Here is a 25932-nt window from a genome sequence, read left to right as displayed (position 1 = left end):
AGATCTCGTTCACAAAAAAAAACTGAACCATCAGGAACTTAACGGTTTTATTTATCTTGCGAAATATAAATATCAAAAAAGACCATCTTTTAGGTGTTAAGTTCTAAATGTGGGTTTCTTTTTGTTTGTTATTGGAATTAAATGCTATTTCTTGAATTTTTTGGCTTATTATCTTTGCTACTAAAACTAAGGATAAGTTGGTCGTAAATTGATGAAAAAAGATGTAAGCGATTGTTTTTTATTGTTTTTTGTTTTTTTTAGTTTTGTTTTTAGTTTATTTGACACGCAGGGTAATCTTTTGCAATCTAGACCTCGAGATTTAGTGACGGTGATTAACCAACAAAGAGTGGTAATGACCAGTCACCATAAATGACAGGGAACCGGGCAAGGAACTCCCATTCTAAAGAAAAGGCAGTGGATTTATTATGAAAAAGACTCTATTAGCACTTGCTGTTATGACAGCAGCGGGTTCAGCACAAGCAGTTGAACTATACAATCAAGATGGCGCTACAGTAAACCTAGGCGGTGACATCGAAGTCCGTTACGTTGAAGGAACTAAAAAAGGTGATGAGTTAAAACAAGAGATTCACGACTCAGATCTAAATTTTGACATTCGCTACGAACTTAATGACAACTTGTCTGTTGGTGGTTACTGGGCGCTAAACGATCTAGCAACAGATGGTGAAGGCGGAGATGCTTATGTGTCTCTAATCTCTGCAGATTTAGGTACTTTGAAAGTTGGTAAAACAGCGACTCAACTAGACGATGCCGGTATTGGAAGCGACTATCTGTTTGGTGTACAATCTGCAGTGGATGCTGCTGACTTTTCTGGTGATGAAGTCATTCGTTACGACATGGATAAAGAAACTTTCTACGTCGGTGTTGCTCTTATGCAAGACAAAGCTAACGCTGATAAACTCGGTAAAGACGGTAGCTTCGCTGACTTTAAAGTGGGTGCACGTGTAGCTGACTTTGACTTATCAGCCTTCTACGGTGCTTCTGCACTTCGTGGTACAAAAGATGATAATGGCACCAAGGTACCTTTAAATGAAGATCATTCGACTCTAGCGCTTCAAGCTACTTTCAGCGGTGTTGAAAACCTAAATCTTCAAGCTGGGTACTACGTTGTTGACATTGATAAAAAGATGGCAGCTGCTTCTGACTACGATACGACAACTTACGCTATCGCAGCTGACTACACAATGGATAAAGTGACGTTCGCTGGTGGTTACAGCTCTACAGACTTCTCTAACAATTCAGAAGACCACAGTGACTGGTTCGTAAACGCTGGTTACAGTGTTGCAACTAATACAACTGTATACGCAGAAGTTGGTGGCAACGATAAGAAATCTAGCCAAACTGGTTTCGGTGTTGGTGTTACATCTTCTTTCTAAGAATTCAGTTACCGCCTAATATAATGACCACCCTTTCGAGGGTGGTTTTTTTTCTACTGAATTTAGAGGGAAATAATGAAAGCAAAATTAGCGACAATACTATTATTAGCAGCGGGTAGTGTTAATGCAGCTTCTCTTGAACCTAAAAGAGGGGTAAACCTACTCTATATTGATGGGGTTGAAGTAAAAGATAAACGTGAGCTATCACAGATTGAACCGGGAAAAGCCCAAGTTGTCCTAAACTACAACAAAAAGCTGAAAGACTCTGGAAAAGAGAGGGTCTTCGACTCTAGTCCATTTGTTGTCACTTTTGACGCTCCAGATAAAGAGATAACTATTGCCCCCCCTAAGTTTTATACGTATGACCAAGCGCAACAAGCGTTCAAACATGGCCCTAAATGGCAAATAGAAACTGATGATGGTCAGAAAATAGCGTTCGAACAAGAAGTGTTAGATCGCGCTGAAGGGTTTATGCCTTATTTCGATATGCCTGAAAGAGTAGCCAAGCATAACCAAGCTCGTGGAATCAGCTTTGGCACTTCAGCGGCAATAATGGCTAAAGCACAGAGTGTCGTTAAAGTGGCTGAAACGAGTGAAGAAATGGTTGTTCAAGGTCCGACCACCAACCTAGAACAACTTCAAGCTTGGTATCAAAAAGCCTCTAAACAAGAGCGCAAAGAATTCCGTAAATGGATGATTGATCAAGAGTAATCAATCTTCATCTACAAAAGGCGAGGTAATAAGCGCCTCGCTTTTTACGTTTGTTAGTGATGAATTAAATCTCTTTCCACTCACCAGGCTGGAGCTTACCTAGGTTCATGTCACCCATAGAATAGCGAATAAGGCGTAGAGTAGGGAAGCCGATATTTGCTGTCATTCGTCTGACCTGACGGTTACGTCCTTCGATGATAGTAATCGCTAACCAGGTCGTTGGTATCGCAGCTCTGAATCTTACCGGTGGGTTTCTGTCCCATACCTCTGGCTCTGCCATTAACTCCACCTTAGCAGGTAGCGTCATACCATCTTTTAGTTCGACGCCTTTTCTCAATTTATCTAAATCTTTCTCAGAAGGTGTGCCTTCAACCTGCACCCAGTAAGTCTTTGGTGATTTTGAGTTTGGTTGAGTTAACTTGGCTTGAAAGATACCGTCATTAGTTAAAACCATTAACCCTTCACTGTCACGATCAAGTCGTCCCGCTGCATAAACGTCCTTTACTGGAATAAAGTCGGCGAGCGTCTTTCTACCTTCACCGTCAGTGAACTGACTTAAAGTGTCGAATGGTTTGTTGAACAAAATGACTTTGCGATCTTCGAGTGCCATTTTAGGTTTTGTGTTCGCCGTCTTAGGTTTGTATCTTTGCTTACTTGAGTGCGATTTCTTATGTGCATTGCCAGTGTTATTTCTAACATTGTTCCGGGCCTGCTTGTTACCGTTTTGTTTTAATTTGGCGCCAGAACGAGCTGTTTTGTCTGAACGAGAAGCGCTGCGTGAGCGAGTAGACATGTTAACTACCTTGCAAAAATGTAAACGAAGTGTGCTGAAAAGTTTTCACTGAAACGGAATTGAGCTATCATTTGCGCGCCTAAAAGACACAAAATAGAACAAGTTTATGGACTCTTTAGCCTGATTTGTTTAATTATACCAACGTGTTTTATTATAACAACGCACTCACGGATTTGGTTCATGCTGTCATTAGATTGCATGAAAAATAAGATAGAGTACGACTACCGAGCAAGCAGTTTTCACTCTCAGAGTCGCTTACTGGTCAATTTATAACATTCTCACTATTCATGTGAGCTTGTAAGAACTATAGGGAAATTTCATGCCTACTGAAAAACCAACTATCATCTATACCATTACAGACGAAGCTCCGGCATTAGCAACTTATTCTCTACTGCCAATCATTCAATCTTTTACAGCTTCTTCCGGTATTGCCGTTGATACTCGCGACATTTCACTTGCAGGGCGCATTATTGCCAACTTCCCTGATTACTTGAATAAAGAACAACGTATTGGTGATGCACTAGCAGAACTCGGTGAATTGGCTAAGACACCAGAAGCGAATATCATCAAGCTTCCAAACATCTCTGCATCCGTACCTCAACTACAAGCAACAATCAAAGAGCTACAATCAAAAGGCTATGCACTTCCAAACTACCCAGAAGAAGCAAACACTGACGAAGAGAAAGCAGTAAAAGCAACTTACGATAAGATTAAGGGTAGTGCAGTAAACCCAGTATTACGTGAAGGTAATTCAGACCGCCGTGCGCCTCTTTCAGTTAAAAACTACGCAAAGAAAAACCCACACTCAATGGGGGCTTGGTCAGCAGACTCTAAGTCGCATGTTGCAAGCATGGAAGACAAAGACTTCTTCGGAAGCGAAAAATCGACAACAATCAACGGCGCGACAGAAGTAAGCATCGAGTTTGTAGGTAAAGATGGCGCTAAGAAGACATTGAAGCCAGCATTTGCACTACAAGATAAAGAGATCATCGATACTTCAGTAATGAACAAAGCCGCTCTAGTGACATTCTTTGAAAAAGAAATTGCGTCAGCGAAAGAGCAAGGCGTACTGCTTTCTCTACATATGAAAGCAACCATGATGAAAGTCTCAGATCCAGTGATCTTTGGTCACGCGGTTAAGGTTTACTACAAAGACGTATTTGCTAAGCACGGCCAGCTTTTCGAAGAGCTAGGTGTCGATGTTAACAACGGCATTGGTGATGTATACGCTAAGATCGCGTCACTGCCTCATGATCAAAAAGCGGCAATTGAAGCGGACTTACAAGCGGTTTACGAAACTCAGCCACCACTTGCGATGGTAGATTCAGACCGTGGTATTACTAACCTGCACGTACCAAGTGACATCATCGTTGATGCGTCTATGCCTGCAATGCTGCGTTCTTCTGGCCAAATGTGGGACCCGGAAGGTAAGCAAAAAGATACCAAAGCAATGATCCCAGATCGTAGCTACGCGAGCATCTACCAAGCAGTAATTGATTTCTGTAAAGAGAACGGCGCGTTCGACCCAACTACTATGGGAAGCGTACCAAACGTAGGTCTAATGGCTCAAAAAGCAGAAGAATACGGCTCTCACGATAAGACATTCATTCTAGAAGCTGCTGGTCAGGTTCAAGTGGTTGATGCTTCAGGTTCTGTACTTCTAGAGCAAGACGTAGAGGAAGGCGACATCTTCCGTATGTGTCAGGTTAAAGATGCACCAATTCAAGATTGGGTTAAGCTTGCTGTGACACGTGCTCGTGCTTCAGCTACTCCAGCGGTATTCTGGCTAGACGAATCTCGCGCACACGATGCAGAGCTTATTAAGAAAGTGAATGCTTACCTACCTGAGCATGATACAGATGGTCTACAACTGAAGATTCTTTCTCCATTGGAAGCGACTAAGTTCTCTCTAGTTCGTATTAAAGAAGGTCTAGACACAATTTCGGTTACTGGTAACGTACTTCGTGATTACCTAACTGACCTGTTCCCAATCCTAGAGCTTGGTACGTCGGCTAAAATGCTATCAATCGTTCCACTAATGAACGGTGGCGGTCTATTTGAAACAGGCGCTGGCGGTTCTGCTCCTAAGCACGTACAACAAGTAGAGAAAGAAAACCACTTGCGTTGGGATTCTCTTGGTGAATTCTTGGCACTAGCGGCATCTCTAGAGCACTTAAGTGTGGTTACAGGTAACGCTAAGGCTCAAGTTCTCGCTGATGCGCTTGATAAAGCGACCGGTGAATTCCTAGATAATAACAAGTCACCATCACGTCGAGTAGGTGAGCTTGATAACCGTGGTAGCCACTACTACCTAGCGGCGTACTGGGCTAAAGCACTTGCAGAGCAAACTGCTGACGCTGACCTTGCAGCTGAATTTGCTGCTGTGGCTAGTCAGTTAGCTGAAAGCGAAGAAGCAATTGTAGCTGAGCTAAATAACGCACAAGGTGTTGCTGGCGACTTAGGTGGTTACTACCGATTTGATGATGCACTAGTTTCTGCAATGATGCGCCCAAGTGCTACATTAAACGCATTTATCGACGCTTAGAACGCAGCGTTTCTGTGAGTGCTTTCTAAAGCGCTTACAGACGGTATAATAAAAGACGCTTTAACGTAATCGTTAAAGCGTCTTTTTTGTTTCAGCCTGTTTCATTGTCGAAACCGGTATCAAAACTGCCTCTACGCAGAACATATGTCTCACCCAAGATCAAAAAAACCGCTCATTAAACCCTACGTAAAGGTATTAAAGGAGCGGTTTTCATAATCTGTTAACTCTCAAATAGTGCTATTTAGGTCAACACGATATGACAATTTTGCCTATTTACTAGCACTACCTTCTACAGGAACAACGGAGCTTGCGTGAGAGCCTTTAGGTCCACTTTCTACTTCATAGTCGACCTGCTGACCGGCCTTTAAGGTTCTATAACCTTCCATTTGTATTGTGGAGTAGTGCGCAAATATATCACCTTCTTCACCTTCTGGACAAATAAAGCCAAATCCTTTGGCATTGTTAAACCATTTTACTGTACCTGTAGCCATGCTATACATCCCTCATGCATTTTGTTACTAACGTTGTTTATATCAAATCAATGTAAATTCGATCGAAATAACCCCAACCAACCAAAGACGTTCGATTGGCATCTTGAATTGCAGACATTGCTTACGGAAATTAACGCTACCCTGCGTAATTATTCCTTATTGCTAAATTTTCAAGTGTGTTATGAAACAGTATTAGAAAAACCTTTTAGCTCCAATGTAGCTAATGATTGAGCACAGTCAATAGTAAATTGGTATAAAAGTGATCAATTTTAATAACAAATCACATTGGAGATTGCTCACAAACTATTAACCAAATAGTAACTTAGAGGCTATTGCATGGTTACTGTCAATAGTTGTGGCGTCTTTTTAATCAATCACATATGTTAACTCTGTGAATCGAGATCTTTTATTTGCAGCGACGGACATGGTGGATTAGGCTCAGTATAGGGGAATATTTTTTGGTAGTGTTTCTCGGTGCGGTTTCTTAGTACACCGTAAAGCGTGAATGTGGTAAATTTAAGTTACACAAACATTCACCACTTCCGAAAAATAACCCTTAGCAAAGCGATATGAGCAGAAACTTTGAATGGGCATCTCCAGGCTCAGATTTACTGGAGAAAGAAGCAACAAAAGTAAAGCCACCGGCAATGTATAACGTTGTACTGAATAACGATGACTACACGCCAATGGACTTTGTAATCGAGATCCTGGAGCGATTCTTCTCACTAGATATCGAAAAAGCAACGGAAGTGATGCTCAAGGTTCATTATGAAGGTAAAGCTATATGCGGCACATACAGTGCTGAAATAGCGGAAACAAAAGTAGCGCAAGTCACGATGTACTCAAAGGAAAATGAGCATCCGCTACTATGTACAATGGAGCAAGTATAAATTGCTCGAACAACACTGTTGTTCCCTTAGGAGGTATCTATGCTAAATAAAGAATTAGAGTCGAGTTTAAATGGCGCATTTGCTCGTGCGCGAGACAAGCGACATGAATTTATGACTGTCGAACACCTCCTACTAGCATTATTAGAAAATGATGCGGCCAAGGAAGCGCTCCAAGCTTGTCAGGCTGATCTCGATGCTCTTCGTAACGAGCTCGATATTTTTATTGATCAAACGACCCCGCTTATCCCAGAAAGTGATGAAACTCGTGAGACCCAACCTACGTTGAGTTTCCAACGAGTACTTCAACGTGCTGTTTTTCATGTCCAATCTTCGGGTCGCAGTGAAGTAACAGGTGCTAATGTGCTTGTTGCTATTTTCAGTGAGCAAGAATCTCACGCAGCGTATCTTCTTAAGAAAAACGACATTAGCCGTCTAGATATCGTTAACTTCATCTCACACGGTATTACTAAAGCCAGTAATGAAGGCGATAGTGCTTCATCATCAGACTCACTTGGTGGTGCAGAGAATGCCGAAGAAGCAAATTCAGAAGACCGTTTAGAAAACTTTGCGACCAACTTAAATGAAGTTGCTAAGCAAGGTAACATTGATCCACTAATCGGTCGTGATAAAGAGCTTGAGCGAACTATTCAAGTCCTATGTCGTCGTCGTAAAAACAACCCTCTGCTCGTTGGTGAAGCGGGTGTAGGTAAAACGGCTATTGCTGAAGGTCTTGCATGGCGTATCGTTGAAGGACAAGTGCCTGAAATTATTCAGAGTAGCGTGATATACTCTCTAGATATTGGTTCACTGCTTGCGGGTACTAAATATCGTGGTGACTTTGAGAAACGTTTTAAAGCGATTCTTAAGCAACTAGAGAAAGAAAAAGACGCGATTCTGTTCATCGATGAGATCCACACCATTATTGGTGCGGGTGCTGCGTCGGGTGGGCAAGTTGATGCGGCTAACTTAATTAAACCACTACTAAGTAGCGGCAAGTTGCGTTGCATCGGTTCTACGACATACCAAGAATACAGCAGTATTTTTGAGAAGGAGCGCGCGCTATCTCGTCGCTTCCAAAAAATCGATATTGTCGAGCCTTCGTTAGATGATACGACTAAGATTCTGATTGGCTTGAAGCCAAAATACGAAGCTCACCACGAAGTACGTTATACCAACAAGGCGTTGCGTGCGGCCGTAGAGTTATCTGCGAAATACATTAATGAACGTCACCTTCCTGATAAGGCGATCGATGTTATTGATGAAGCGGGTGCTCGTAGCCGTCTAGCTCCAGCAAGCCGTCGTAAGAAAACAGTTAGCGTGGCGGACATTGAGTCAATGGTCGCGAAAATGGCTCGTATTCCAGAGAAGTCAGTATCGTCTTCAGACAAAGATACGCTGCAGAAACTGGACAACCGCATGAAAATGTTGGTGTTCGGACAAGATCCAGCTATCGATGTATTGAGTGAAGCGATCAAGCTAACGCGTGCTGGACTTGGTGCTGACAATAAACCTGTAGGTTCATTCCTATTCGCAGGCCCTACAGGTGTTGGTAAAACTGAGGTGACGGTTCAACTGTCTAAACTAATGGGTATTGAACTGCTGCGCTTTGATATGTCTGAGTACGGCGAGCGACACTCAGTGAGTCGCTTAATTGGTGCACCTCCTGGTTATGTTGGATACGATCAAGGTGGTCTATTAACGGATGCAGTTATTAAGAACCCGCACTCGGTTGTATTGCTTGACGAGATCGAGAAAGCTCACCCAGACATCTTCAACTTGCTACTTCAGGTGATGGATAACGGCACACTAACCGATAACAATGGTCGTAAAGCGGATTTCCGTAATGTGATCTTAGTGATGACGACCAACGCGGGTGTGGCTGAGACAGAGAAGAAATCGATCGGCCTGATTCAACAAGATCATGCACCAGATGCGATGGGCGAAATTAAGAAAGTTTTTACTCCTGAGTTCCGTAACCGTCTGGATAACATCATTTGGTTCAATAGCCTTGATCCAAGTGTGATTAGCCAAGTTGTCGACAAGTTCATTGTTGAGCTTCAGGTTCAGCTAGATGCTCGTGGCGTATCTCTAGAGGTTTCTGAAGATGCTCGTCACTGGTTAGCTGACAAAGGCTATGACAAGACAATGGGAGCTCGTCCAATGGGGCGTGTGATTCAAGAGAAGCTTAAGAAGCCTCTTGCGAATGAGTTGTTGTTCGGTAGCTTAGTTGATGGTGGTACGGTTAAGGTAACACTTAAAAAAGACGAACTGCATTTTGTCTATGTTGGTGCTAAAGAAGAAGTGATGCACTAACAAAGTGACTGAAAGCTCAATAGCTTAGAGATAAAACGCATGACTTAGGTTGTGCGTTTTTTATGTTTTGAAGATACGAGATACGAGATACGAGATACGAAGAAAAGCGGTTAAAACAAAGTGCCAAACGTTAGGCAATAAAAAACGGAGCATTAAGCTCCGTTTTTTATCGTATTCGATAATTAAAAATTAACGAGCACGGAAGACGATGCGGCCTTTAGAAAGGTCGTATGGAGTCATCTCAACAGTTACTTTATCACCAGTAAGAATACGGATGTAGTTCTTACGCATTTTACCAGAGATGTGTGCTGTCACTACGTGACCATTTTCAAGCTCAACACGGAACATTGTGTTTGGTAGAGTATCAAGGACAGTGCCTTGCATCTCGATTACGTCTTCTTTAGCCATCTAATCCTCTTTCGAAACTTGGCGGTTTTCAACGGCTTGATTGTGCCGTCAAAATCAAAATATGTAAAGTTGTGACGTATTCTACCCTTGCCACCGCTGATTTACTAGCCTTTGATGACGTTGAAATCGTACTTTATAGTTCATAGCAGGGCATTCATCGATTTGATAACCCAAATATAGCCACTGTTTGTGTTCTTTCTGAGCATGTTGGATTTGGAACAAAACACCAAGCGTCCCTATAGATATATCGATGTCTGGATCGAAAAAGGTATAAAACGCACTGGTACAGTGAGACATCACATCGGTAACAGCGATGCCAACCAGGTCGGTCTCGTTGTAAATATGCATGAACTTAGTTGTTAACCACTCATTTTGAGAAAATTGTAGAAACTCTTCTTTTTTAGGTGGGTACATAGTGCCTGAACGATGGCGAGCGGTGATATAACGGCTATATAAGTCAAACCAGTTATCATCCATTGTATCTTTGAGCTCCCAACGAAAGGTTTTTGCTTTGTTGAGAATTCTTCGCTGACTTTTGGAAAACTTAACGTCGGGAATTGAAAGGCGAATCGCCTGACATGCTGAACAATTGTCGCAATGTGGCTTATAGATGGTGGCACCGCTGCGACGAAAACCGTTCGCAAGCAGAACTTCATAATTTTCTGAGGTGTGCATGTGTTCATCAAGTGTGACAGCGACTCTTTCCTCGAGGTGAGGGAGATAACTACACGCGTGATTGTCTGTTAATCCAATTCTGATTTGTTGTAAATCTGGATTCATTAAGGCATTTCCTCTAGCCATTGGTTTTCAAAGCATACATTGTTAACAGGCTTATCTTTCAATAATTGCAGAGAGCTGAGAAACTCTTCTCTTTCTACTTCTAATGCCCCCAAAGACTCCAAGTGAGAGTTCATGACTTGGCAATCAATGAGCTTCCCTCCAGACTGAGAAAAGTGGTGACAAAAATACCATAGTGCGATTTTCGAGGCATTGGTCTTTAAGCTAAACATGGATTCACCGCAAAAGACTTGTCCTCTTTGTAAGCCATACAGACCACCGACTAGCTCGTCACCTTGCCACACTTCTACCGAGTGACAGAAGCCTAACGAAGCGAGCTCTCGGTAGGCAGCCTGCATGTCGCTGTTTAGCCAGGTCTCTTCTTCCGGTCTTAACGATGAGCAATAACCGATGACTCTATCCGTTGCTTGGTTGATGCTGACACGGTAATTATGTTTTCTTTGAAACTTTTTAAGACTTTTCGCTGGTTTGAATGTCTTAGGATTAAATACCGCTCGTGGTGCTGGGCTCCACCAAAGTATAGGCTCACCTGGGCCATACCATGGAAATATACCGTGATTGTAAGCATTTAAGATTCGCATTGGTGATAAATCTCCCCCAAAAGCAAGAAGGCCATTTGGCTCATCCAGTGCATTGAAGGGAGATGGAAACTCTATACTAGTAGTATCAAGTTCAGTTAGGTATATAGTCATAAGTACCGCGTAACAGATTAATCACTGACCATGAGGTCATTAGGAGTTCTACCATGAAGAAGTTGCTTTGGATTTTACTTGTTTTGCCCATGTTGGCAAATGCAGCTTATAACCGAAATCAAGCTCGACCGGTGAATGAGGTGGTTTATGGTGAGATTGATACCGTGCGATATATTACTCAGCAAGAGATAGTGGAATCGAAAGCGAGCGGCTGGGAGACCCTATTAGGTGCTGCGATTGGTGGTTTAATTGGGAACCAATTTGGAGGTGGTACAGGAAAAGAAGTAGCAACGGCTGTCGGTGCTGTTGCTGGAGCTGGAAGCGCTCGTAACCGAGGTAATAGTCAATATCGAGTGGAGTATAAATTGGTTGAACTACTGATTAAAACCAAAGATGGCAAGCTCGTCAATATCATCCAAGATGTCGATAATACGATGTTGTTTAACCGAGGTGACGACGTGAGAATTCTTTATTTTTCAGATGGCGTTCGCGTTGATCTCGTGTACTAGTATGAAAATGCGATTGGTTGGCTAATTTATCACCTTTTTGAATGAGATTAGCTCTGGAGTTCATTGGAAAAGTTCGTTAGTCTGCAAGTACGAAGAATTATTCATCACCTGAAAATAAATACTCGCCAGTGACTTCGGGTGGTACAAGGACTAAAAGATTTAATGGAAAGCCTTACGTTACAACCAATTCAAAAAGTGAGTGGGGAAGTTAACCTACCTGGCTCTAAAAGTGTTTCTAACCGTGCGCTTCTCTTGGCTGCGCTTTCAACCGGAACGACTCGCCTAACTAACTTATTAGACAGTGATGACATTCGCCACATGTTGAATGCTCTGACCCAGTTAGGAGTTGATTATCAGCTATCAGCGGACAAAACCGTATGTGAAGTGACGGGCGTTGGCGGTGCATTTTCAAGCGACAAAGCACTCGAACTTTTCTTAGGTAACGCAGGTACTGCGATGCGTCCGCTTGCGGCTGCGCTTTGTTTAGGTCGTGGGGAATACGTTCTAACTGGTGAGCCTCGCATGAAAGAGCGTCCGATTGGCCACCTAGTGACGGCTCTACGAGAAGCTGGCGCTGACGTTGAATATTTAGAAAATGAAAACTACCCACCGTTGAAAATCACAGGCACGGGTCTGAAAAGCGGTACGGTTTCGATCGACGGTTCTATTTCTAGCCAATTTTTGACTGCATTTTTGATGGCGGCACCGTTAGCAAAAGGTGAAGTGACCATCAAAATAGAGGGTGAATTGGTTTCTAAACCATACATCGATATCACGCTACACATTATGAAACAATTTGGTGTGGACGTGATCAACAACGATTACCAAGAATTTGTCATTCCAACGAGTCAATCATACAAATCACCAGGTGATTTCCTTGTCGAAGGCGATGCATCTTCGGCGTCCTACTTCTTAGCTGCTGCTGCGATTAAAGGTGGCGAAATTAAGGTAACTGGTATTGGTAAAAACAGTATCCAAGGTGATATCCAATTCGCTAATGCACTCGAAAAAATGGGTGCTGAAATTGAATGGGGTGATGACTATGTTATCTCTCGTTGCGGTGATCTGAAGGGCATTGATATGGACTATAACCATATTCCTGATGCAGCAATGACGATTGCGACAACAGCCCTGTTTGCAAAAGGCACAACAGCGATTCGAAACGTCTACAACTGGCGCGTGAAAGAGACCGACCGTCTTGCGGCCATGGCAACCGAACTACGTAAAGTGGGGGCAGAGGTAGAAGAGGGTGAAGACTACATCATCGTTAACCCAGTCGCCGAATTGAAACATGCGGCGATTGATACTTACGATGATCACCGTATGGCAATGTGCTTTTCGTTGGTCGCGCTAAGTGATACGCCAGTAACGATTAATGATCCAGCTTGTACATCAAAGACATTCCCTGACTACTTCGACAAGCTGAAGATGCTGAGTCAATAAGAATGCTAAGTTGATAAAGCTCAGGAAGTAAAAAAGCTTGCCTAAATGGCAAGCTTTTTAATTACTGCTGAAGCGTAAATTCTTTTGAAAGATGGTGCGCTAAGTATTTAAACATGTTGAATACTGCGGTTGTATTTTCTGTCGGCATCCCATTGCTGTCTAGGAAGTATTCGCCTTTGAAGACGAGCACATCGTCTTTCTCTACTACGCTGTTTGCGCGCATGCCTTCAATGTAGTCATCATGTGATTGGATAATTTGGTTTGCGATAAGTAGTAAATCAAATTCTGCTATTACTTTCTTTGTCATGAGTTTATCTCTGATAACTGAATATAACGTTGAGTTTATGGTGTCGAACTAGAAGTTCAATGATTTCACAACCGATTAAGAGAGTCTTTTCGAATATCCACAATTTATTTTGTGATTTATGGCAAAAATAATGGAATGGGGCTCGCGTTCGATTCGTGGACAAGCTTAGTATGAGCCCGTTTAGAGTTAATGCCTGATGAATAAGCTCTTGCTAGTATTCTTTTCGAGTACTTTATAGCTTCTTTATATTGTGACCCTTTTACCTATGAGTCGTCGAATTGTCGAGCGATCAGATCCAATTTTGAAAAAAGCGGTTGATCTTCTAGTAATCTCGCACAATAGTAAAAAAAGAAGCAATGAATTTAGAATATCATGCGTAAAAGCCCGCAAGTTAAATTGTTGGTGCTGAAGCATCGTGATTAAGGACGTTAGAGTCAATATGGGTAAATCGCTCGTTATAGTGGAGTCACCGGCCAAGGCTAAAACTATCAATAAATACCTTGGCAAGGACTTTGTCGTTAAGTCGAGTGTAGGTCACGTACGTGATTTACCAACGGCAGGTCAAAGTACTGGTAAAAAGGCTGCTGCAGTTTCAACAAAGGGTATGAGCCCAGAAGAGAAAGCTCGTATCAAGAAAGAAAAAGATCGCAAAGCTCTCATTAAAAAGATGGGTATCAACCCATATAAAGAGTGGGAAGCAAATTACCAAGTATTACCAGGTAAAGAGAAAGTCGTTGCTGAATTGCAAAAACTGGCTGAGAACGCAGACCATGTTTATCTCGCAACCGATTTGGACCGCGAAGGAGAAGCTATCGCATGGCACCTTCGTGAGATCATCGGTGGCGATGAAACGCGATACAAGCGAGTGGTGTTTAACGAAATCACCAAGAACGCAATCCAGCAAGCTTTTGAAACTCCAGGTGAGTTGAATATTGATGGTGTAAATGCACAACAAGCTCGACGTTTTATGGACCGTGTTGTCGGCTTTATGGTGTCACCTCTGCTTTGGAAAAAAGTAGCACGAGGCCTATCCGCTGGCCGTGTTCAATCAGTGGCTGTAAAGCTTCTTGTTGAGCGTGAGCGCGAGATCAACGCCTTTATTCCTGAAGAGTTCTGGGATGTGCATGCTGATACCAAAACAGCAGAAAAAACAGATTTTAGACTTCAAGTCGCACAAAAAGACGGTGTTGCGTTTAAACCTGAAAATGAAGCGCAAACGCAAGCTGCATTGAGTGTTCTTGAAAAAGCACAATACGAAGTATGTAAGCGTGAAGACCGCCCAACTAAGAGCAAGCCATCTGCACCGTACATTACTTCAACGCTTCAACAGGCTGCGAGTACTCGTCTTGGTTATGGCGTAAAGAAAACCATGATGTTAGCGCAACGCCTATATGAAGCGGGCTACATTACTTATATGCGTACTGACTCAACCAACTTGAGTTCGGAAGCGGTAGAAGCAGCTCGTGAATACATTGGTTCTGAGTTTGGTACAGAGTACCTGCCACCTAAAGCGCTTGTATACGGTAGTAAAGAGGGTGCTCAAGAGGCTCACGAAGCGATTCGTCCTTCAAGCGTTGATGTTAAGTCAGAAGACTTAAATGGCGTAGACGCAGACGCACACAAGCTTTACTCGCTAATCTGGAATCAATTCGTAGCGTGTCAAATGACTCCTGCGCAGTACGACTCAACAACAGTAAGCGTTAAAGCTGAAGAGTACACGCTAAAAGCGAAAGGTCGTATCCTTAAATTCGACGGCTGGACTCGTGTTCAACGTCCGATGGGTAAAAACGAAGATACGATCCTGCCTGCAGTACAAATTGGCGATAAGTTGGATCTCATTGCATTGGATCCTAAGCAACACTTTACTAAGCCACCGGCTCGTTTCACTGAAGCGGCGCTTGTTAAAGAACTTGAGAAACGTGGTATCGGTCGTCCTTCAACATACGCGTCGATCATCTCTACTATTCAAGATCGTGGTTACGTGAAAGTTGAGCAGCGTCGTTTCTATGCTGAGAAGATGGGTGAAATTGTTACTGATCGTCTAGACGGCAGCTTCAATGACCTAATGAACTACGATTTTACTGCTCGTATGGAGCAGAAATTAGACCAAATCGCTGAAGGCGAAGCAAGCTGGAAAGGCGTGTTAGATAACTTCTTCAAAGATTTTACCGGTGATTTGGAAAAAGCGGATCTCGACGAAGATGCAGGCGGCATGAAACCAAACCACATCGTTGAAACCGATATTGAGTGTCCAACTTGTGGCCGTAATATGGGTATTCGTACTGCTTCGACAGGCGTATTCCTAGGCTGTTCTGGTTATGCACTTCCACCAAAAGAGCGTTGTAAGACAACGATTAACCTTGGTGATGAAGAAGGTATTATCAACGTTCTTGAAGAAGATGTTGAAACCGCTGCCCTTCGTGCTAAAAAGCGTTGCCCAATTTGTGAAACGGCAATGGACGCTTATCTGATTGATGACAAGCGTAAGATGCATGTATGTGGTAACAACCCGAACTGTGAAGGTTACGTGGTTGAACACGGCGAATTCAAAGTAAAAGGCTATGATGGCCCTCTTGTTGAGTGTGACAAGTGTGGTTCAGATATGGTTCTGAAGAATGGTCGTTTTGGTAAGTACATGGATTGTACGAGTGAGGATTGTAAGAACACTCGTAAAATTTTGAAGAACGGCGAAGTTGCGCCACCAAAAGAAGATCCAGTACATTTCCCTGAACTTCCATGTGAGAATTCAGATGCGTACTTTGTGCTTCGTGATGGTGCTTCTGGACTATTCATGGCAGCAAGTAACTTCCCTAAATCACGTGAAACTCGTGCTCCTTTAGTGGAAGAGTTAGTTCGCTTTAAAGACCGTATTTCACCGAAGTTCCAATACCTGACTACAGCACCAGTTGCAGATCCAGACGGTAAGCCTACAGTTGTTCGTTTTAGTCGTAAGACAAAAGAGAACTACGTTCGTACAGAAGTGGATGGTAAGCCTTCTGGTTGGACCGCCCTGTTCATTGACGGCAAATGGGAAGTAACGGATAAACGTAAAAAGCCCAAAGAAAAGTAACTGAACATTATTGATATAAAAAGCAGCCACTAGGCTGCTTTTTTTTGACTCATAAACAACCAATTGTGCAACTCGTTGAGCTTAAGTCTTAGTTGTAATTATTCATTAAATTCACAGCGTAAAATAAATTAAGAGATTAATCACACTATCTTATGCAGCTGTAAAAAATGTGTAACTTAATTAGAATATTGTAACGCACAGATCAGTGTTTAGTTGTATACCTGATGTATGCTGGGTGTTAATGTAATGTTTCGCTCAAACGGTGTAATGTGAGCTGCTTTAAGTCTTAGGAAAGCAATCAGCTTGCGTAGCACAGAATGGCGTATTAAAAATTGAAATCGGCTGGAAAGTCGATAACGTATATAAAACCAAGTGCAAACAATAGTGCACGAAAAACAACGTTTGGCTTAGGATACTGTCACTTTATGTGAATGGATATTCGCTAAGTACCGAAATCATTGTCAGTGTTCATCCCCCAGAGGAAGATACCTCTACGAGTACTGACATCGACAAGCTATAAATATATGGAGAATAAAATGGCTGGTGTATTGGGAATGATTCTTGCTGGTGGTGAAGGCTCTCGCTTAAGACCTTTAACAGAATCGCGCAGCAAACCCTCGGTTCCTTTCGGTGGTAGTTACCGCTTAATTGATTTCGCTTTAAATAACTTCGTTAACGCGGATCTAATGAAGATCTATGTATTAACGCAGTTCAAGTCACAGTCACTGTTCCATCATATGAAAAAAGGTTGGAATATCAGTGGTATCACAGATCGTTTTATCGACCCAATCCCTGCTCAAATGCGTACAGGTAAGCGTTGGTATGAAGGCACTGCAGATGCGATCTATCAAAACCTCCGTTTCATGCAGCTAGAAGAACCGGACCAAGTGTGTATCTTTGGTTCTGATCACATCTACAAAATGGATATTAAGCAGATGCTTGATTATCACAAAGAGAAGAAAGCGGCACTAACGGTATCAGCACTGCGTATGCCTCTTGCAGAAGCGTCTGAATTTGGTGTTATTGAGGTTGATGCGGAAGGCCGTATGATTGGCTTTGAAGAAAAGCCTGCAAACCCTAAGTCAATCCCTGGCGACCCTGATTCGGCATTGGTTTCAATGGGTAACTACGTATTTGAAGCAAATGAGCTTTTTGCAGAGCTCGTTGAAGATGCAGATCGCGAAGGTTCTTCACATGACTTTGGTAAAGATATTATTCCTAACATGTTCCCACGTGGTGATGTATTTGTGTATGACTTCAGTACCAACCGCATTACTGGTGAGAAAGAAGAAGTTTATTGGCGTGATGTAGGTACGATTGACGCGTACTGGCAAGCTCACATGGATCTTCTTGAGAAAGATGCACCATTTTCACTATACAACCGCAAGTGGCCACTGCACACTTACTACCCACCGTTACCACCTGCGACGTTTACAGATTCGGCTAATGGTCGTGTTCAAATCATCGATAGTTTAGTGTGTAATGGTAGTTATGTTCGTGGTTCTCGCATCGAGAAGTGTGTACTTGGTTTCCGTAGCAATATTGCATCAGCGTGTGACGTCAGTGAGAGTATCTTGTTAGGCGACGTAAAAGTGGGCGAGGGCTGTGTACTTCGTCGTGTTATCGTCGATAAAGATGCAGACATCGCACCGGGTACACAGATTGGTGTAAACCTGAAAGAAGACAAAAAGCATTACCACGTCTCTGACGATGGTGTAGTAGTAATCCCTAAAGGAGCACGAGTTGGTTACTAAGACTCTCTCGGTACTTTTTGTAGCGTCTGAAGTTGAAGGCTTGATTAAAAGTGGTGGCTTGGCTGATGTTGCCAATGCACTGCCAAAAGCGTTACAAACACTCGAACAGGACGTTCGAGTGACCATTCCCGCTTACCGCAATATCCAAAATATTGATTCTGCAGAAGTTGTTTTATCGACAGAGCTCGATCATTGGCCGTATACAGCTTATCAAGTTAAGAAGTTAAGTGTTGAAGGCGTACAAGTGTTTGGTATTGAATGTGATAAATACTTTGACCGTCCAGAAATGTACGCTGAAAATAATCAGGCTTATGCTGATAATGGTGAGCGTTTTTCGTTCTTTAGCGCAGCATGTTTGGATATGCTTCCTAAGCTTGGTTTCCAACCTGATATTATTCATGCGAACGATTGGCATACTGGCTTTGTTCCTTTCTTGCTTAAATCTCGCTACCAACAGCATGAATTCTTTGAGAACACGCGCAGTGTTATTTCAATCCACAACGCGGTGTTCAAAGGCGTATTCTCATACGATGAGCTGCACTGCCTTCCTGAAATGCACAGCCGCAATGTTCCGGAAGCGGCAGTTAGTGATACGCACGTGACAATGCTTAAAGCTGGTGTGTTATGCGCAGATAAAGTGAACGCAGTAAGCCCAACGTACGCGGAAGAGCTAAAAACAGAGCTTGGTAGTCATGGCATGGCGGCTGAGTTTCAGCGTAGAGCTTCAGATTTAGTCGGAATTCTAAATGGTTGTGACTACGGTGCTTGGAATCCAGAAACGGATGCATTTCTTCCTCGTAAATACAAAGCGACCAAACACAGCATGGCGCGTGGAAAATCAGCCTGTAAACAGAAGCTTCAACAAGATGTTGGCTTACCGGTCATCGATTGCGCATTGTATGGGATGGTTTGTCGCTTAACGAATCAGAAAGGTGTTCACTACTTGCTGCCTATCATAGAAAAGTTCTTGAAGAACGATCTTCAGATTGTGATTGTAGGTACGGGTGACCCTGTTTTAGCGAGCCAGCTGAAAGAGCTATCGGCACTGCATTCAGAAAAATTCTCGTTTGTAGAGGCATACAACAATGAATTAGCGCATCTAGTTGAAGCGGGTTCTGACTTCTTCTTGATGCCTTCTGAGTTTGAACCTTGTGGTTTAAACCAGATCTACAGTATGGCTTATGGCACCTTGCCTATCGTTCGCTCTGTCGGTGGTCTAAAAGACAGTGTTAATGATTATGATGAGGATCCAGAGGTTGCGACCGGCTTTGCTTTTGAAGAGCCGACTCCGCAGGCTTTGTTGGCCGTTCTACATCGTTCGTTGCTGCTTTACGCACAAAACCCATCTGAAATTAAGCGTGTTCAGCTTTATGCTATGCAGAAAAATTTTAGTTGGGAAGATGCTGCGAAAGGGTATCTAGCAATGTATCACTCTGCTATGTTGTAGCAGTTTACCTAGATACTCAAATTAGCAAAGTAGATAATATGAACTCACACAAGGCGCTCTGAGAATAGGGCGCCTTTTTGTTTTCTGGTCCGAGCACATCGAGTATATTAAGACAAAGCTTGCAAACTTATTGTAGTTCATAGAAAAAGTAGTTAAAGCATTCATGAGGCTAATGATAGGTTCGGTACTATTATCACCTAATCTTCTCAATTGCGTGATATCCTAAGTCATTGCCTTGTGATGAGGCATAGCTCCATATTAATAATTAAAGCGATAGGTATGTCTGAGAGTTTATTATTTCATAAAACATTTACTCACCCTACAAGCGATGAGTGGGTGGTATTTGTGCATGGCGCAGGAGGTAGTTCCTCAATCTGGTTCAAGCAGATCAAGGCGTATAAACAACATTTCAATTTGCTGCTCATTGATTTGAGAGGGCACGGTAAATCAGACAATATCCTTAAAGATCTGATGTCGAATCGTTACACGTTTAAAGCGGTTACTCTCGATATCCTTAAAGTGCTCGATCATCTAAAAATTCGTTCAGCGCATTTCGTTGGCATGTCGTTAGGGACTATCATCGTCCGTAATATTGCAGAGCTAGCCGCAGGGCGTGTACGTTCAATGGTATTAGGTGGTGCAGTCACTAAACTCAATACGCGCTCTCAGGTGTTAGTTAAACTCGGAAACCTAAGTAAACACATCATTCCTTACATGTGGCTTTATAGTCTTTTTGCTTACATCGTAATGCCACAAAAAAGTCAAAAAGAGTCTCGTCACCTATTTATCCGTGAAGCCAAAAAACTGTGTCAAAAAGAGTTTAAACGTTGGTTTATATTAACGGCTGATGTAAACCCTTTAATGAAGTATTTCAAAGACCGCGAATTGCCGATTCCAACCCTCTACTTGATGGGAGAGCGTGATTACATGTTCATCAAGCCCGTTAAAGAGATGGTTGAAGCACATGAGTCGAGTGAGCTGGTCGAAATCGCAAACTGTGGTCATGTTTGCAATGTTGAAAATCCAGAAGAATTTAATCAGCACTCTATTGATTTTATCCAAAAGCAAATCCAGTGATTTCTAAGTCGGTCATCTGAACTAATATAGAATTGAAATAAAATCGGGAAGTATTTTAGCTTCCCGTTTTTTAGGGGAGGTATCGGGTGAAGCAGCTAGGGCTCCATTCAGTTCATTTATTCAGGAGAGTTTGCACCGCACTGCCAACAAGAACCAAATTGTGCTTCGTTCACTTCATGACATTCACTGCAGCGCCATTCTTCGTAGATGATGGAATCTTGCTGCTTTTGATAGTCATTAACGATTGCGCGGGCTTTAGTGGCCATTTCTGGCTCATATAGCCACACATAAGGGTCAGTTTCTTCCGTGAATGGGATTTCCCCTTTCAAACCAAACAAACCTTCACCACGGACTTCACACGCAATATTTTCACTTTCTAATAATCCGCAGATGATGTGCGCTTCTGTCGGATTCGATGCACTGAAGATTTTCATTGAAATTGAACCTTATTCGGCTAGCTGTGTTATTTAGCTATTATAAATTATTCAGCAACAGGTGCTGAACGAAACTTACTCATCAACCATTTGGCTATAATTGGAAATACGCCTAGTAATGCAAATGACAATAGTACAGAAGGTGAAACGATACCTGAAAGCGAATCAATTTCTGCGAGTTGAGTACCAGCATTTAAGAATACAGCTGTACCTGGCAGCATGCCGATTTGGCTTGTTACGTAGTAGCGGGTAAGTGACATCGGCGTCAAGCCCATTAGCAGGTTGATAAGGAAAAACGGGAATACAGGAATAAGGCGTAAAGAAAACAAGTAAAATGCACCGTCTTTTTCTACACCTGTATTAATCGTAGACAGTTTGTCGCCAAACTTGGTTTGTATCCAGTCACGCATCAAGTAGCGGCTACTTAAAAAAGCAAGAGTTGCGCCGATCGCACTGGCGAAAGAAACCAAAAGCAAGCTATTCCAGAATCCAAATAGAGCAGCGCCAAGTAGTGTAACAACTGCTGCTCCTGGAATAGAGAAGGCAGTGATCAAGATATACGCGAGGAAGTAAGTCGCGGAAGCCGAAAAAAAGTTACTTTCTATATAGTCGTTTAACACGGCTTGTTGTGCTTTGGCGTTTTCCAGCGTGAGGTATTGACCAAAGTTGATGCCTAGTAAAACAATCGTCACGACTAGCACAATACCCAATATCATTTTCTTACTCATTGATACTTCCTCAAATTTTCAATGCATACCGTTAGTATAGATAGACAGGCAAAGCATAGATTAACTTTCATTAGATATAAAAAAAGCCGCAGAAATGCGGCTTAGTTGTATAAAAAGGGTGTACTGACAATGTTAATTTACGCGACTGATAAGCTCTTCGCGACGTTGCTTTGGGATAACCGACCAATGGGTACCATTGATCGCTCCTTCTAATGCCCAAAGCAGTTCAATACTGACAGAGGACGTATGAGATTCCTTGATGGCATTAAATGCGTTTACAGAGCCAGATTCATATAAACGTTCTACGGAATCAATCCCGGCTTTCTTCAACATACGCTCAGTGGCAAGTCGAAGGTTAGGGAGGTCTTTCAGTCGAGTAGGCTTAGCAGCGGACTGTTCAGCTTTCTCTTCTTTTGCAAAGCCCAGAGATGTAGTCGCAAGTTGTAAGATTTTCTCTTGGTCTTGCCATAGGCCTTCTGGTAAAGCGAAGTATTTAGTTACGACAGGGAAACCACGTTTTTTGTAGACGTACGGTTGAAACCCTTGTTGCTCGAACTCTTTTGTTGTGTCTTTGTCTGCTCGTATATGCAGCTGGTCGCTTACAACCAGAGCAAACATAGTGTCATCAGCGAAAAGACCGAATCCACCAAACATTGAGCGTGATTTTATTTTTCCTAGGGGCTCAAATAACTTCATTGAGTCCTTTAGTATCGGTTTATCCATGTTATTTATCTCGGTGTATTTGAACTGCGCCACCAAATAAGCAGGTCCGAGAGATTAGCAAAATGTTGCAATTACATTGTCAATAAGCCATAACTTACTAAGTTATTAATAGTTACTGCATTTTGCCATCGGTAACCCCGCTACCATACCAACGAGTGGTTTAGGCCGGAAGCTTTGCGTCTCACCTTTTCAAGTGATTTGCCCTGTGCGTGACTGATTGAATAGAATAAAGTTTTTGTTGAATGAGGCTCACAATTGCTATTTAAAAGTGTGATATTGCTTCAATTAATGATCTTTATTATATGAGACTAGGTTTATTTTATCTGCTGATAAAAAAAGCGCACCCAAAGGTGCACTTGATGAAAATAAACTCAATTTGTCAGTTAATTTAACGTTTTAACTGTACTACGTTCAACAATTTCTGGGTGCATTTCGAAGACGCGTTTTTCATGGTCTTTGTCTTTAATGCGCTCAAGCAGAATTTCGAAGGCGTTCTTACCGACACGACGCTTCGGTTGGTGAACGGTAGTTAATGGTGGAGAGAAGTACTCTGCCAGTTCGATGTTATCGTAGCCAATGATAGAGATATCTTCTGGGATACGGATGCCTTTCTGCTGCAAGCGACTCATTAAGCCGAGCGCCATGGTATCGTTAAAGCAGAACACTGCCGTAGGGCGTTCTTTCATCCCAACAATTTTGTCTGCGGCAAGTACAGCAGTATCACACTCAAAGTTTCCTTCGATGATCATGTCGTCACTTGCGGTAATGTTTGCTTCTTCTAGAGCGCGCTTATAACCAGCGATACGTTCAACACACGCTGCTTTGTCTAAGTGGCCACTTAAACAAGCAATCTTTGAGTGACCGCGATCGATTAGGTATTTAGTCGCTAGATAGCCGCCTTCTTCAGAGTTATCAATGATTTTATCTGCTTGAGAGCTCTCTGGGCCCCAGTCCATGACTACTTTAGGGATATCAGCATGACGGTCTAACATCTCTCTCAGTTCTTCCGTTAGGTCTGAACACATAACTAAGATGCCATCTACACGTTTCTCTGCAAGCATTCGAATGTAGTCACGTTGCTTCTCATAGATACCACCAGTGTTACACAGGATCAAAGTGTAGCCTTGACGGTAGCAGTAGCTCTCAACACCATCGATAACTTCAGAGAAGAATAGGTTTGTGGATTGAGTCACTAGCATACCGATGGTTCGTGTTGAATTACACTTCAAACTACGAGCAACAGCACTTGGAGCATAGTTTAATTCGTCTACTGCTTTATTTACTTTTTCTTGAGTCGCTTCTGCAACAAAACGTGTTTTGTTGATTACATGAGAAACGGTTGTAGTTGATACGCCTGCTAAGCGAGCGACATCTTTTATAGTGGCCATGTTTTTATCCTATTAGAAGCTACTTTCCCCAAAGTACGGAGTGAAGTAGCCGTTAAGCTACCTAACTAAGAGCTTAAATTTGTAGGGCTCTTTGGGTACTAAAGTGTTAAAAAACAAAAAACCGCTTGTGAGCGGCTTGTTTTAACACCGAAATGCTCTGAACTTTATAAGCATAGCATTTCGTGAATGTTTCATATTTTATCGTTTGCGATCACAATTCTAGACTGACTAGAAAATACTCGCAATACAATTCACCCAGAAATCCGGGTGAATTGTCACATTCTACGAAATTTATTTACCTAGTCATCAATTAAGCTTATTCAGCAGCTAAATATTGAGCATCTAATTGACAGAAAGCCATTAGCAGAGAGGAAGCTGCAGCGTAGAAACCGAATTCATCAACATCTTGACACTTAACGTTGAATTTCGGGATCCAAGTTAATAGCTGTTGTTCGATAAATTGTTGCTGAACTTCGAACGACTTTTCTAACTCTTCTTCTGATTCAGTTTCATTGGAACGAATGATTAAGTTACCTAAGAAGTCGAGTTCGATAGCGATGTGGTCTGCTGGTTCTTTGAGATCTTGGTTAACGACTAGGTTGTGCTCAGCCATGATCTCTTCCATCTCTTTCGCTGGCTTATCGTTTAGTAGGCCAGTTTCACCGATGTACATTGAGGCATAAGGAAGGGCGCCATGCTTATCCGTCTTTAGGAAAAGGTCGCAAAAGTCAGCAGACAGTTCTAGTTGTGCATCTTCGCGAGTTTGTAGGCGGTTCAGTGCATCAACCAACTTATCAATAGCAGGCTTTAGAGTTTCATTTTGGCCTAAACCAGTTAAGAAAGAACGAATTTCAATAGAATGGTAGTGGTCAAGTTCGTCTTGGGTGAGCTCTTTGACGAATAAGCTTGATAGCCACCAGTAAATTTCTGCTCTTTGCTCGTTGAACGCTTTCGTATCTTTCATTACATAGGTCCTGATTTAGTCTTGTGGTGTCTTTTCGCACACCAAGGCTGAGACGAGGTTATTTGCTAAATGCAAAGTTACTCGTTAGTAGTAATGCCTATATTGAATTGTGCTAGACGACAAATAGCAAGGTTAAAGATTGTCTTGTATCAAAAAAAATCCATGTTTCTGGCATTTATCTTCGGTACCACTAGAATTGTTACTAGTTATGAATAGAATAGTCACCGAAACTATTAAATAAGAAAAGTGGTGTAGATGAGCTATCACGTATTAGTCGTAGAAGATGATGTGGTGACCCGTAGTAAACTGGTTGGTTATTTCCAGAACGAAGGTTACACAGTTAGCGAGGCCGAGAGCGGTGCTCAAATGAGAAGCGTGTTAGAAGAAAACAACGTTGACCTCATTATGCTGGACATCAACTTACCAGGCGAAGATGGATTGATGCTAACTCGCGAATTACGCAGTCAATCTGACATTGGAATTATTTTAGTTACTGGACGCACGGATAGCATTGACAAAATTGTTGGCCTTGAAATGGGCGCTGACGATTACGTTACTAAACCTTTCGAACTTCGCGAGTTATTAGTTCGAGTTAAAAATCTACTTTGGCGCATTTCTGCTGCTCGTAAAACGACAGTAGGAGAGGCTGAAGAGTCACAAGATGAGTCAGTGGTACGTTTTGGTGAGTGGACATTTGATATCCCTCGTCGTGCGTTAAGCAAAAACGGCGAGCCGGTAAAACTGACGAAAGCTGAATATGAATTATTGGTTGCACTGTCTTCTTACCCTAATCAGGTATTAAGCCGCGAACGTATTCTCAATATGATCAGCCACCGTGTTGACGCGCCGAATGACCGTACTATTGATGTACTTATTCGTCGTATGCGCGCAAAAATGGAGTTCGACCCTAAGAACCCACAAATTTTTGTGACGGTTCACGGCGAAGGTTACATGTTTGCTGGTGAGTAATTCTTGCGGGACATATTAGTTCGATAGAATATTGAATGTTAAAAAGCCGAGATATCATAGATGTCTCGGCTTTTTTATTATTTA

The 25932-nt window shown here is 42.4% G+C and carries 23 protein-coding genes and 1 riboswitch; of the genes, 12 read left to right on the top strand and 11 right to left on the bottom strand.

Annotated features, from left to right (window positions below; translation table 11 throughout):
* Nucleotides 1-425 precede the first annotated feature (425 nt).
* Nucleotides 426-1394 carry a porin gene (locus ACTRWI_RS14640; protein WP_499132389.1) on the top strand — a complete coding sequence of 323 codons (969 nt, stop codon included), beginning with the start codon at nt 426-428 and terminating at the stop codon, nt 1392-1394.
* Nucleotides 1395-1469: 75 nt separating this feature from the next.
* Nucleotides 1470-2105, top strand: coding sequence for a YccT family protein (locus ACTRWI_RS14635; RefSeq protein ID WP_499132387.1), 636 nt, complete (start codon nt 1470-1472; stop codon nt 2103-2105).
* A 64-nt stretch (nt 2106-2169) separates the two neighbouring features.
* Here the strand turns inward: ACTRWI_RS14635 and ACTRWI_RS14630 are convergent, their stop codons facing one another.
* Nucleotides 2170-2898 carry a pseudouridine synthase gene (locus ACTRWI_RS14630; protein ID WP_499132386.1) on the bottom strand — a complete coding sequence of 243 codons (729 nt, stop codon included), beginning with the start codon at nt 2896-2898 and terminating at the stop codon, nt 2170-2172.
* A 319-nt stretch (nt 2899-3217) separates the two neighbouring features.
* On the opposite strand from ACTRWI_RS14630, the gene ACTRWI_RS14625 reads away from it, so the two are divergent.
* Nucleotides 3218-5443, top strand: a complete 2226-nt coding sequence (locus tag ACTRWI_RS14625) for an NADP-dependent isocitrate dehydrogenase (RefSeq protein WP_499132384.1) — start codon at nt 3218-3220, stop codon at nt 5441-5443.
* Nucleotides 5444-5712: 269 nt separating this feature from the next.
* On the opposite strand, the gene cspD is transcribed toward ACTRWI_RS14625, so the two are convergent.
* A complete protein-coding gene (cspD, locus tag ACTRWI_RS14620; RefSeq protein WP_004737429.1) occupies nt 5713-5934 on the bottom strand; it encodes a cold shock domain-containing protein CspD in 222 nt (73 codons plus the stop codon).
* Nucleotides 5935-6503: 569 nt separating this feature from the next.
* Here cspD and clpS point away from each other — a divergent pair.
* Together clpS and clpA are read left to right on the top strand one after the other, a co-directional pair.
* The gene (clpS, locus tag ACTRWI_RS14615) at nt 6504-6824 is read left to right on the top strand and encodes an ATP-dependent Clp protease adapter ClpS (protein ID WP_004737430.1); all 321 of its coding nucleotides are present in this window, start codon (nt 6504-6506) and stop codon (nt 6822-6824) included.
* Between the two features lie 39 nt (nt 6825-6863).
* The gene (clpA, locus tag ACTRWI_RS14610) at nt 6864-9137 is read left to right on the top strand and encodes an ATP-dependent Clp protease ATP-binding subunit ClpA (protein ID WP_499132382.1); all 2274 of its coding nucleotides are present in this window, start codon (nt 6864-6866) and stop codon (nt 9135-9137) included.
* Nucleotides 9138-9326: 189 nt separating this feature from the next.
* Here the strand turns inward: clpA and infA are convergent, their stop codons facing one another.
* The 3 genes from infA to aat all read right to left on the bottom strand — a co-directional run bounded on the left by infA (nt 9327) and on the right by aat (nt 11035).
* Nucleotides 9327-9545, bottom strand: coding sequence for a translation initiation factor IF-1 (gene infA / locus ACTRWI_RS14605; protein WP_001040192.1), 219 nt, complete (start codon nt 9543-9545; stop codon nt 9327-9329).
* 81 nt (nt 9546-9626) lie between these two features.
* The gene (locus ACTRWI_RS14600) at nt 9627-10325 is read right to left on the bottom strand and encodes an arginyltransferase (RefSeq protein ID WP_499132378.1); all 699 of its coding nucleotides are present in this window, start codon (nt 10323-10325) and stop codon (nt 9627-9629) included.
* Nucleotides 10325-11035, bottom strand: a complete 711-nt coding sequence (gene aat / locus ACTRWI_RS14595; RefSeq protein ID WP_499132377.1) for a leucyl/phenylalanyl-tRNA--protein transferase — start codon at nt 11033-11035, stop codon at nt 10325-10327. The genes ACTRWI_RS14600 and aat overlap by 1 nt, the downstream gene beginning before the upstream one ends.
* A 53-nt stretch (nt 11036-11088) precedes the next feature.
* Between aat and ACTRWI_RS14590 the strand changes: the two genes are divergently transcribed.
* A complete protein-coding gene (locus ACTRWI_RS14590) occupies nt 11089-11544 on the top strand; it encodes an outer membrane lipoprotein (RefSeq protein ID WP_499132376.1) in 456 nt (151 codons plus the stop codon).
* 162 nt (nt 11545-11706) lie between these two features.
* Nucleotides 11707-12987 (top strand): 3-phosphoshikimate 1-carboxyvinyltransferase, encoded by a 1281-nt coding sequence (gene aroA, locus ACTRWI_RS14585; protein ID WP_499132375.1) that lies wholly within the window; start codon nt 11707-11709, stop codon nt 12985-12987.
* Nucleotides 12988-13048: 61 nt separating this feature from the next.
* Here aroA and ACTRWI_RS14580 read toward each other — a convergent pair whose 3' ends face one another.
* Nucleotides 13049-13294: a YciN family protein gene (locus tag ACTRWI_RS14580; protein ID WP_004737436.1), complete on the bottom strand. Its 246-nt coding sequence runs from the start codon at nt 13292-13294 to the stop codon at nt 13049-13051.
* Nucleotides 13295-13733: 439 nt separating this feature from the next.
* Between ACTRWI_RS14580 and topA the strand changes: the two genes are divergently transcribed.
* The 4 genes from topA to ACTRWI_RS14560 all read left to right on the top strand — a co-directional run bounded on the left by topA (nt 13734) and on the right by ACTRWI_RS14560 (nt 20642).
* On the top strand, nt 13734-16364 hold the full coding sequence (gene topA, locus ACTRWI_RS14575) for a type I DNA topoisomerase (RefSeq protein WP_499132373.1): 2631 nt from the start codon (nt 13734-13736) through the stop codon (nt 16362-16364).
* A gap of 524 nt (nt 16365-16888) precedes the next feature.
* On the top strand, nt 16889-18118 hold the full coding sequence (gene glgC, locus ACTRWI_RS14570; RefSeq protein WP_499132371.1) for a glucose-1-phosphate adenylyltransferase: 1230 nt from the start codon (nt 16889-16891) through the stop codon (nt 18116-18118).
* Nucleotides 18108-19565 carry a glycogen synthase GlgA gene (glgA, locus tag ACTRWI_RS14565; RefSeq protein ID WP_499132369.1) on the top strand — a complete coding sequence of 486 codons (1458 nt, stop codon included), beginning with the start codon at nt 18108-18110 and terminating at the stop codon, nt 19563-19565. Before glgC ends, glgA begins: the two co-directional genes overlap by 11 nt.
* Nucleotides 19566-19844: 279 nt before the next feature.
* Nucleotides 19845-20642 carry an alpha/beta fold hydrolase gene (locus ACTRWI_RS14560; RefSeq protein ID WP_499132366.1) on the top strand — a complete coding sequence of 266 codons (798 nt, stop codon included), beginning with the start codon at nt 19845-19847 and terminating at the stop codon, nt 20640-20642.
* A gap of 116 nt (nt 20643-20758) precedes the next feature.
* Here ACTRWI_RS14560 and ACTRWI_RS14555 read toward each other — a convergent pair whose 3' ends face one another.
* The 5 genes from ACTRWI_RS14555 to torD all read right to left on the bottom strand — a co-directional run bounded on the left by ACTRWI_RS14555 (nt 20759) and on the right by torD (nt 24879).
* Nucleotides 20759-21076 carry a putative signal transducing protein gene (locus tag ACTRWI_RS14555; protein WP_061034220.1) on the bottom strand — a complete coding sequence of 106 codons (318 nt, stop codon included), beginning with the start codon at nt 21074-21076 and terminating at the stop codon, nt 20759-20761.
* A 47-nt stretch (nt 21077-21123) separates the two neighbouring features.
* Complete coding sequence (locus ACTRWI_RS14550; protein ID WP_499132365.1) at nt 21124-21804, bottom strand: TVP38/TMEM64 family protein; 681 nt, start codon at nt 21802-21804, stop codon at nt 21124-21126.
* A gap of 132 nt (nt 21805-21936) precedes the next feature.
* Nucleotides 21937-22500: a TfoX/Sxy family DNA transformation protein gene (locus ACTRWI_RS14545; protein ID WP_499132363.1), complete on the bottom strand. Its 564-nt coding sequence runs from the start codon at nt 22498-22500 to the stop codon at nt 21937-21939.
* Between the two features lie 154 nt (nt 22501-22654).
* A riboswitch (cyclic di-GMP riboswitch) is annotated at nt 22655-22740 on the bottom strand.
* A gap of 170 nt (nt 22741-22910) precedes the next feature.
* Nucleotides 22911-23915 (bottom strand): HTH-type transcriptional repressor PurR, encoded by a 1005-nt coding sequence (gene purR, locus ACTRWI_RS14540; RefSeq protein WP_499132362.1) that lies wholly within the window; start codon nt 23913-23915, stop codon nt 22911-22913.
* 316 nt (nt 23916-24231) lie between these two features.
* Nucleotides 24232-24879: a molecular chaperone TorD gene (gene torD / locus ACTRWI_RS14535; RefSeq protein WP_499132361.1), complete on the bottom strand. Its 648-nt coding sequence runs from the start codon at nt 24877-24879 to the stop codon at nt 24232-24234.
* Nucleotides 24880-25134: 255 nt separating this feature from the next.
* On the opposite strand from torD, the gene torR reads away from it, so the two are divergent.
* Entirely contained in the window at nt 25135-25848 is a 714-nt protein-coding gene (gene torR, locus ACTRWI_RS14530; RefSeq protein WP_499132359.1) for a two-component system response regulator TorR, read from the top strand.
* Nucleotides 25849-25932: the final 84 nt, after the last annotated feature.

This window comes from Pseudoalteromonas sp. G5_S1_14_S5 (assembly GCF_054968605.1).
This window is presented reverse-complemented; position numbering and strand designations above follow the sequence as displayed.

What these genes read in the sequence shown, in the direction of transcription:
- ACTRWI_RS14640 (WP_499132389.1), top strand. Translation starts at nt 426, where the DNA reads ATGAAAAAGACTCTATTAGCACTTGCTGTTATGACAGCAGCGGGTTCA.
- ACTRWI_RS14635 (WP_499132387.1), top strand. Translation starts at nt 1,470, where the DNA reads ATGAAAGCAAAATTAGCGACAATACTATTATTAGCAGCGGGTAGTGTT.
- ACTRWI_RS14630 (WP_499132386.1), bottom strand. Translation starts at nt 2,898, where the DNA reads ATGTCTACTCGCTCACGCAGCGCTTCTCGTTCAGACAAAACAGCTCGT.
- ACTRWI_RS14625 (WP_499132384.1), top strand. Translation starts at nt 3,218, where the DNA reads ATGCCTACTGAAAAACCAACTATCATCTATACCATTACAGACGAAGCT.
- cspD (WP_004737429.1), bottom strand. Translation starts at nt 5,934, where the DNA reads ATGGCTACAGGTACAGTAAAATGGTTTAACAATGCCAAAGGATTTGGC.
- clpS (WP_004737430.1), top strand. Translation starts at nt 6,504, where the DNA reads ATGAGCAGAAACTTTGAATGGGCATCTCCAGGCTCAGATTTACTGGAG.
- clpA (WP_499132382.1), top strand. Translation starts at nt 6,864, where the DNA reads ATGCTAAATAAAGAATTAGAGTCGAGTTTAAATGGCGCATTTGCTCGT.
- infA (WP_001040192.1), bottom strand. Translation starts at nt 9,545, where the DNA reads ATGGCTAAAGAAGACGTAATCGAGATGCAAGGCACTGTCCTTGATACT.
- ACTRWI_RS14600 (WP_499132378.1), bottom strand. Translation starts at nt 10,325, where the DNA reads ATGAATCCAGATTTACAACAAATCAGAATTGGATTAACAGACAATCAC.
- aat (WP_499132377.1), bottom strand. Translation starts at nt 11,035, where the DNA reads ATGACTATATACCTAACTGAACTTGATACTACTAGTATAGAGTTTCCA.
- ACTRWI_RS14590 (WP_499132376.1), top strand. Translation starts at nt 11,089, where the DNA reads ATGAAGAAGTTGCTTTGGATTTTACTTGTTTTGCCCATGTTGGCAAAT.
- aroA (WP_499132375.1), top strand. Translation starts at nt 11,707, where the DNA reads ATGGAAAGCCTTACGTTACAACCAATTCAAAAAGTGAGTGGGGAAGTT.
- ACTRWI_RS14580 (WP_004737436.1), bottom strand. Translation starts at nt 13,294, where the DNA reads ATGACAAAGAAAGTAATAGCAGAATTTGATTTACTACTTATCGCAAAC.
- topA (WP_499132373.1), top strand. Translation starts at nt 13,734, where the DNA reads ATGGGTAAATCGCTCGTTATAGTGGAGTCACCGGCCAAGGCTAAAACT.
- glgC (WP_499132371.1), top strand. Translation starts at nt 16,889, where the DNA reads ATGGAGAATAAAATGGCTGGTGTATTGGGAATGATTCTTGCTGGTGGT.
- ACTRWI_RS14560 (WP_499132366.1), top strand. Translation starts at nt 19,845, where the DNA reads ATGTCTGAGAGTTTATTATTTCATAAAACATTTACTCACCCTACAAGC.
- ACTRWI_RS14555 (WP_061034220.1), bottom strand. Translation starts at nt 21,076, where the DNA reads ATGAAAATCTTCAGTGCATCGAATCCGACAGAAGCGCACATCATCTGC.
- ACTRWI_RS14550 (WP_499132365.1), bottom strand. Translation starts at nt 21,804, where the DNA reads ATGAGTAAGAAAATGATATTGGGTATTGTGCTAGTCGTGACGATTGTT.
- ACTRWI_RS14545 (WP_499132363.1), bottom strand. Translation starts at nt 22,500, where the DNA reads ATGAAGTTATTTGAGCCCCTAGGAAAAATAAAATCACGCTCAATGTTT.
- purR (WP_499132362.1), bottom strand. Translation starts at nt 23,915, where the DNA reads ATGGCCACTATAAAAGATGTCGCTCGCTTAGCAGGCGTATCAACTACA.
- torD (WP_499132361.1), bottom strand. Translation starts at nt 24,879, where the DNA reads ATGAAAGATACGAAAGCGTTCAACGAGCAAAGAGCAGAAATTTACTGG.
- torR (WP_499132359.1), top strand. Translation starts at nt 25,135, where the DNA reads ATGAGCTATCACGTATTAGTCGTAGAAGATGATGTGGTGACCCGTAGT.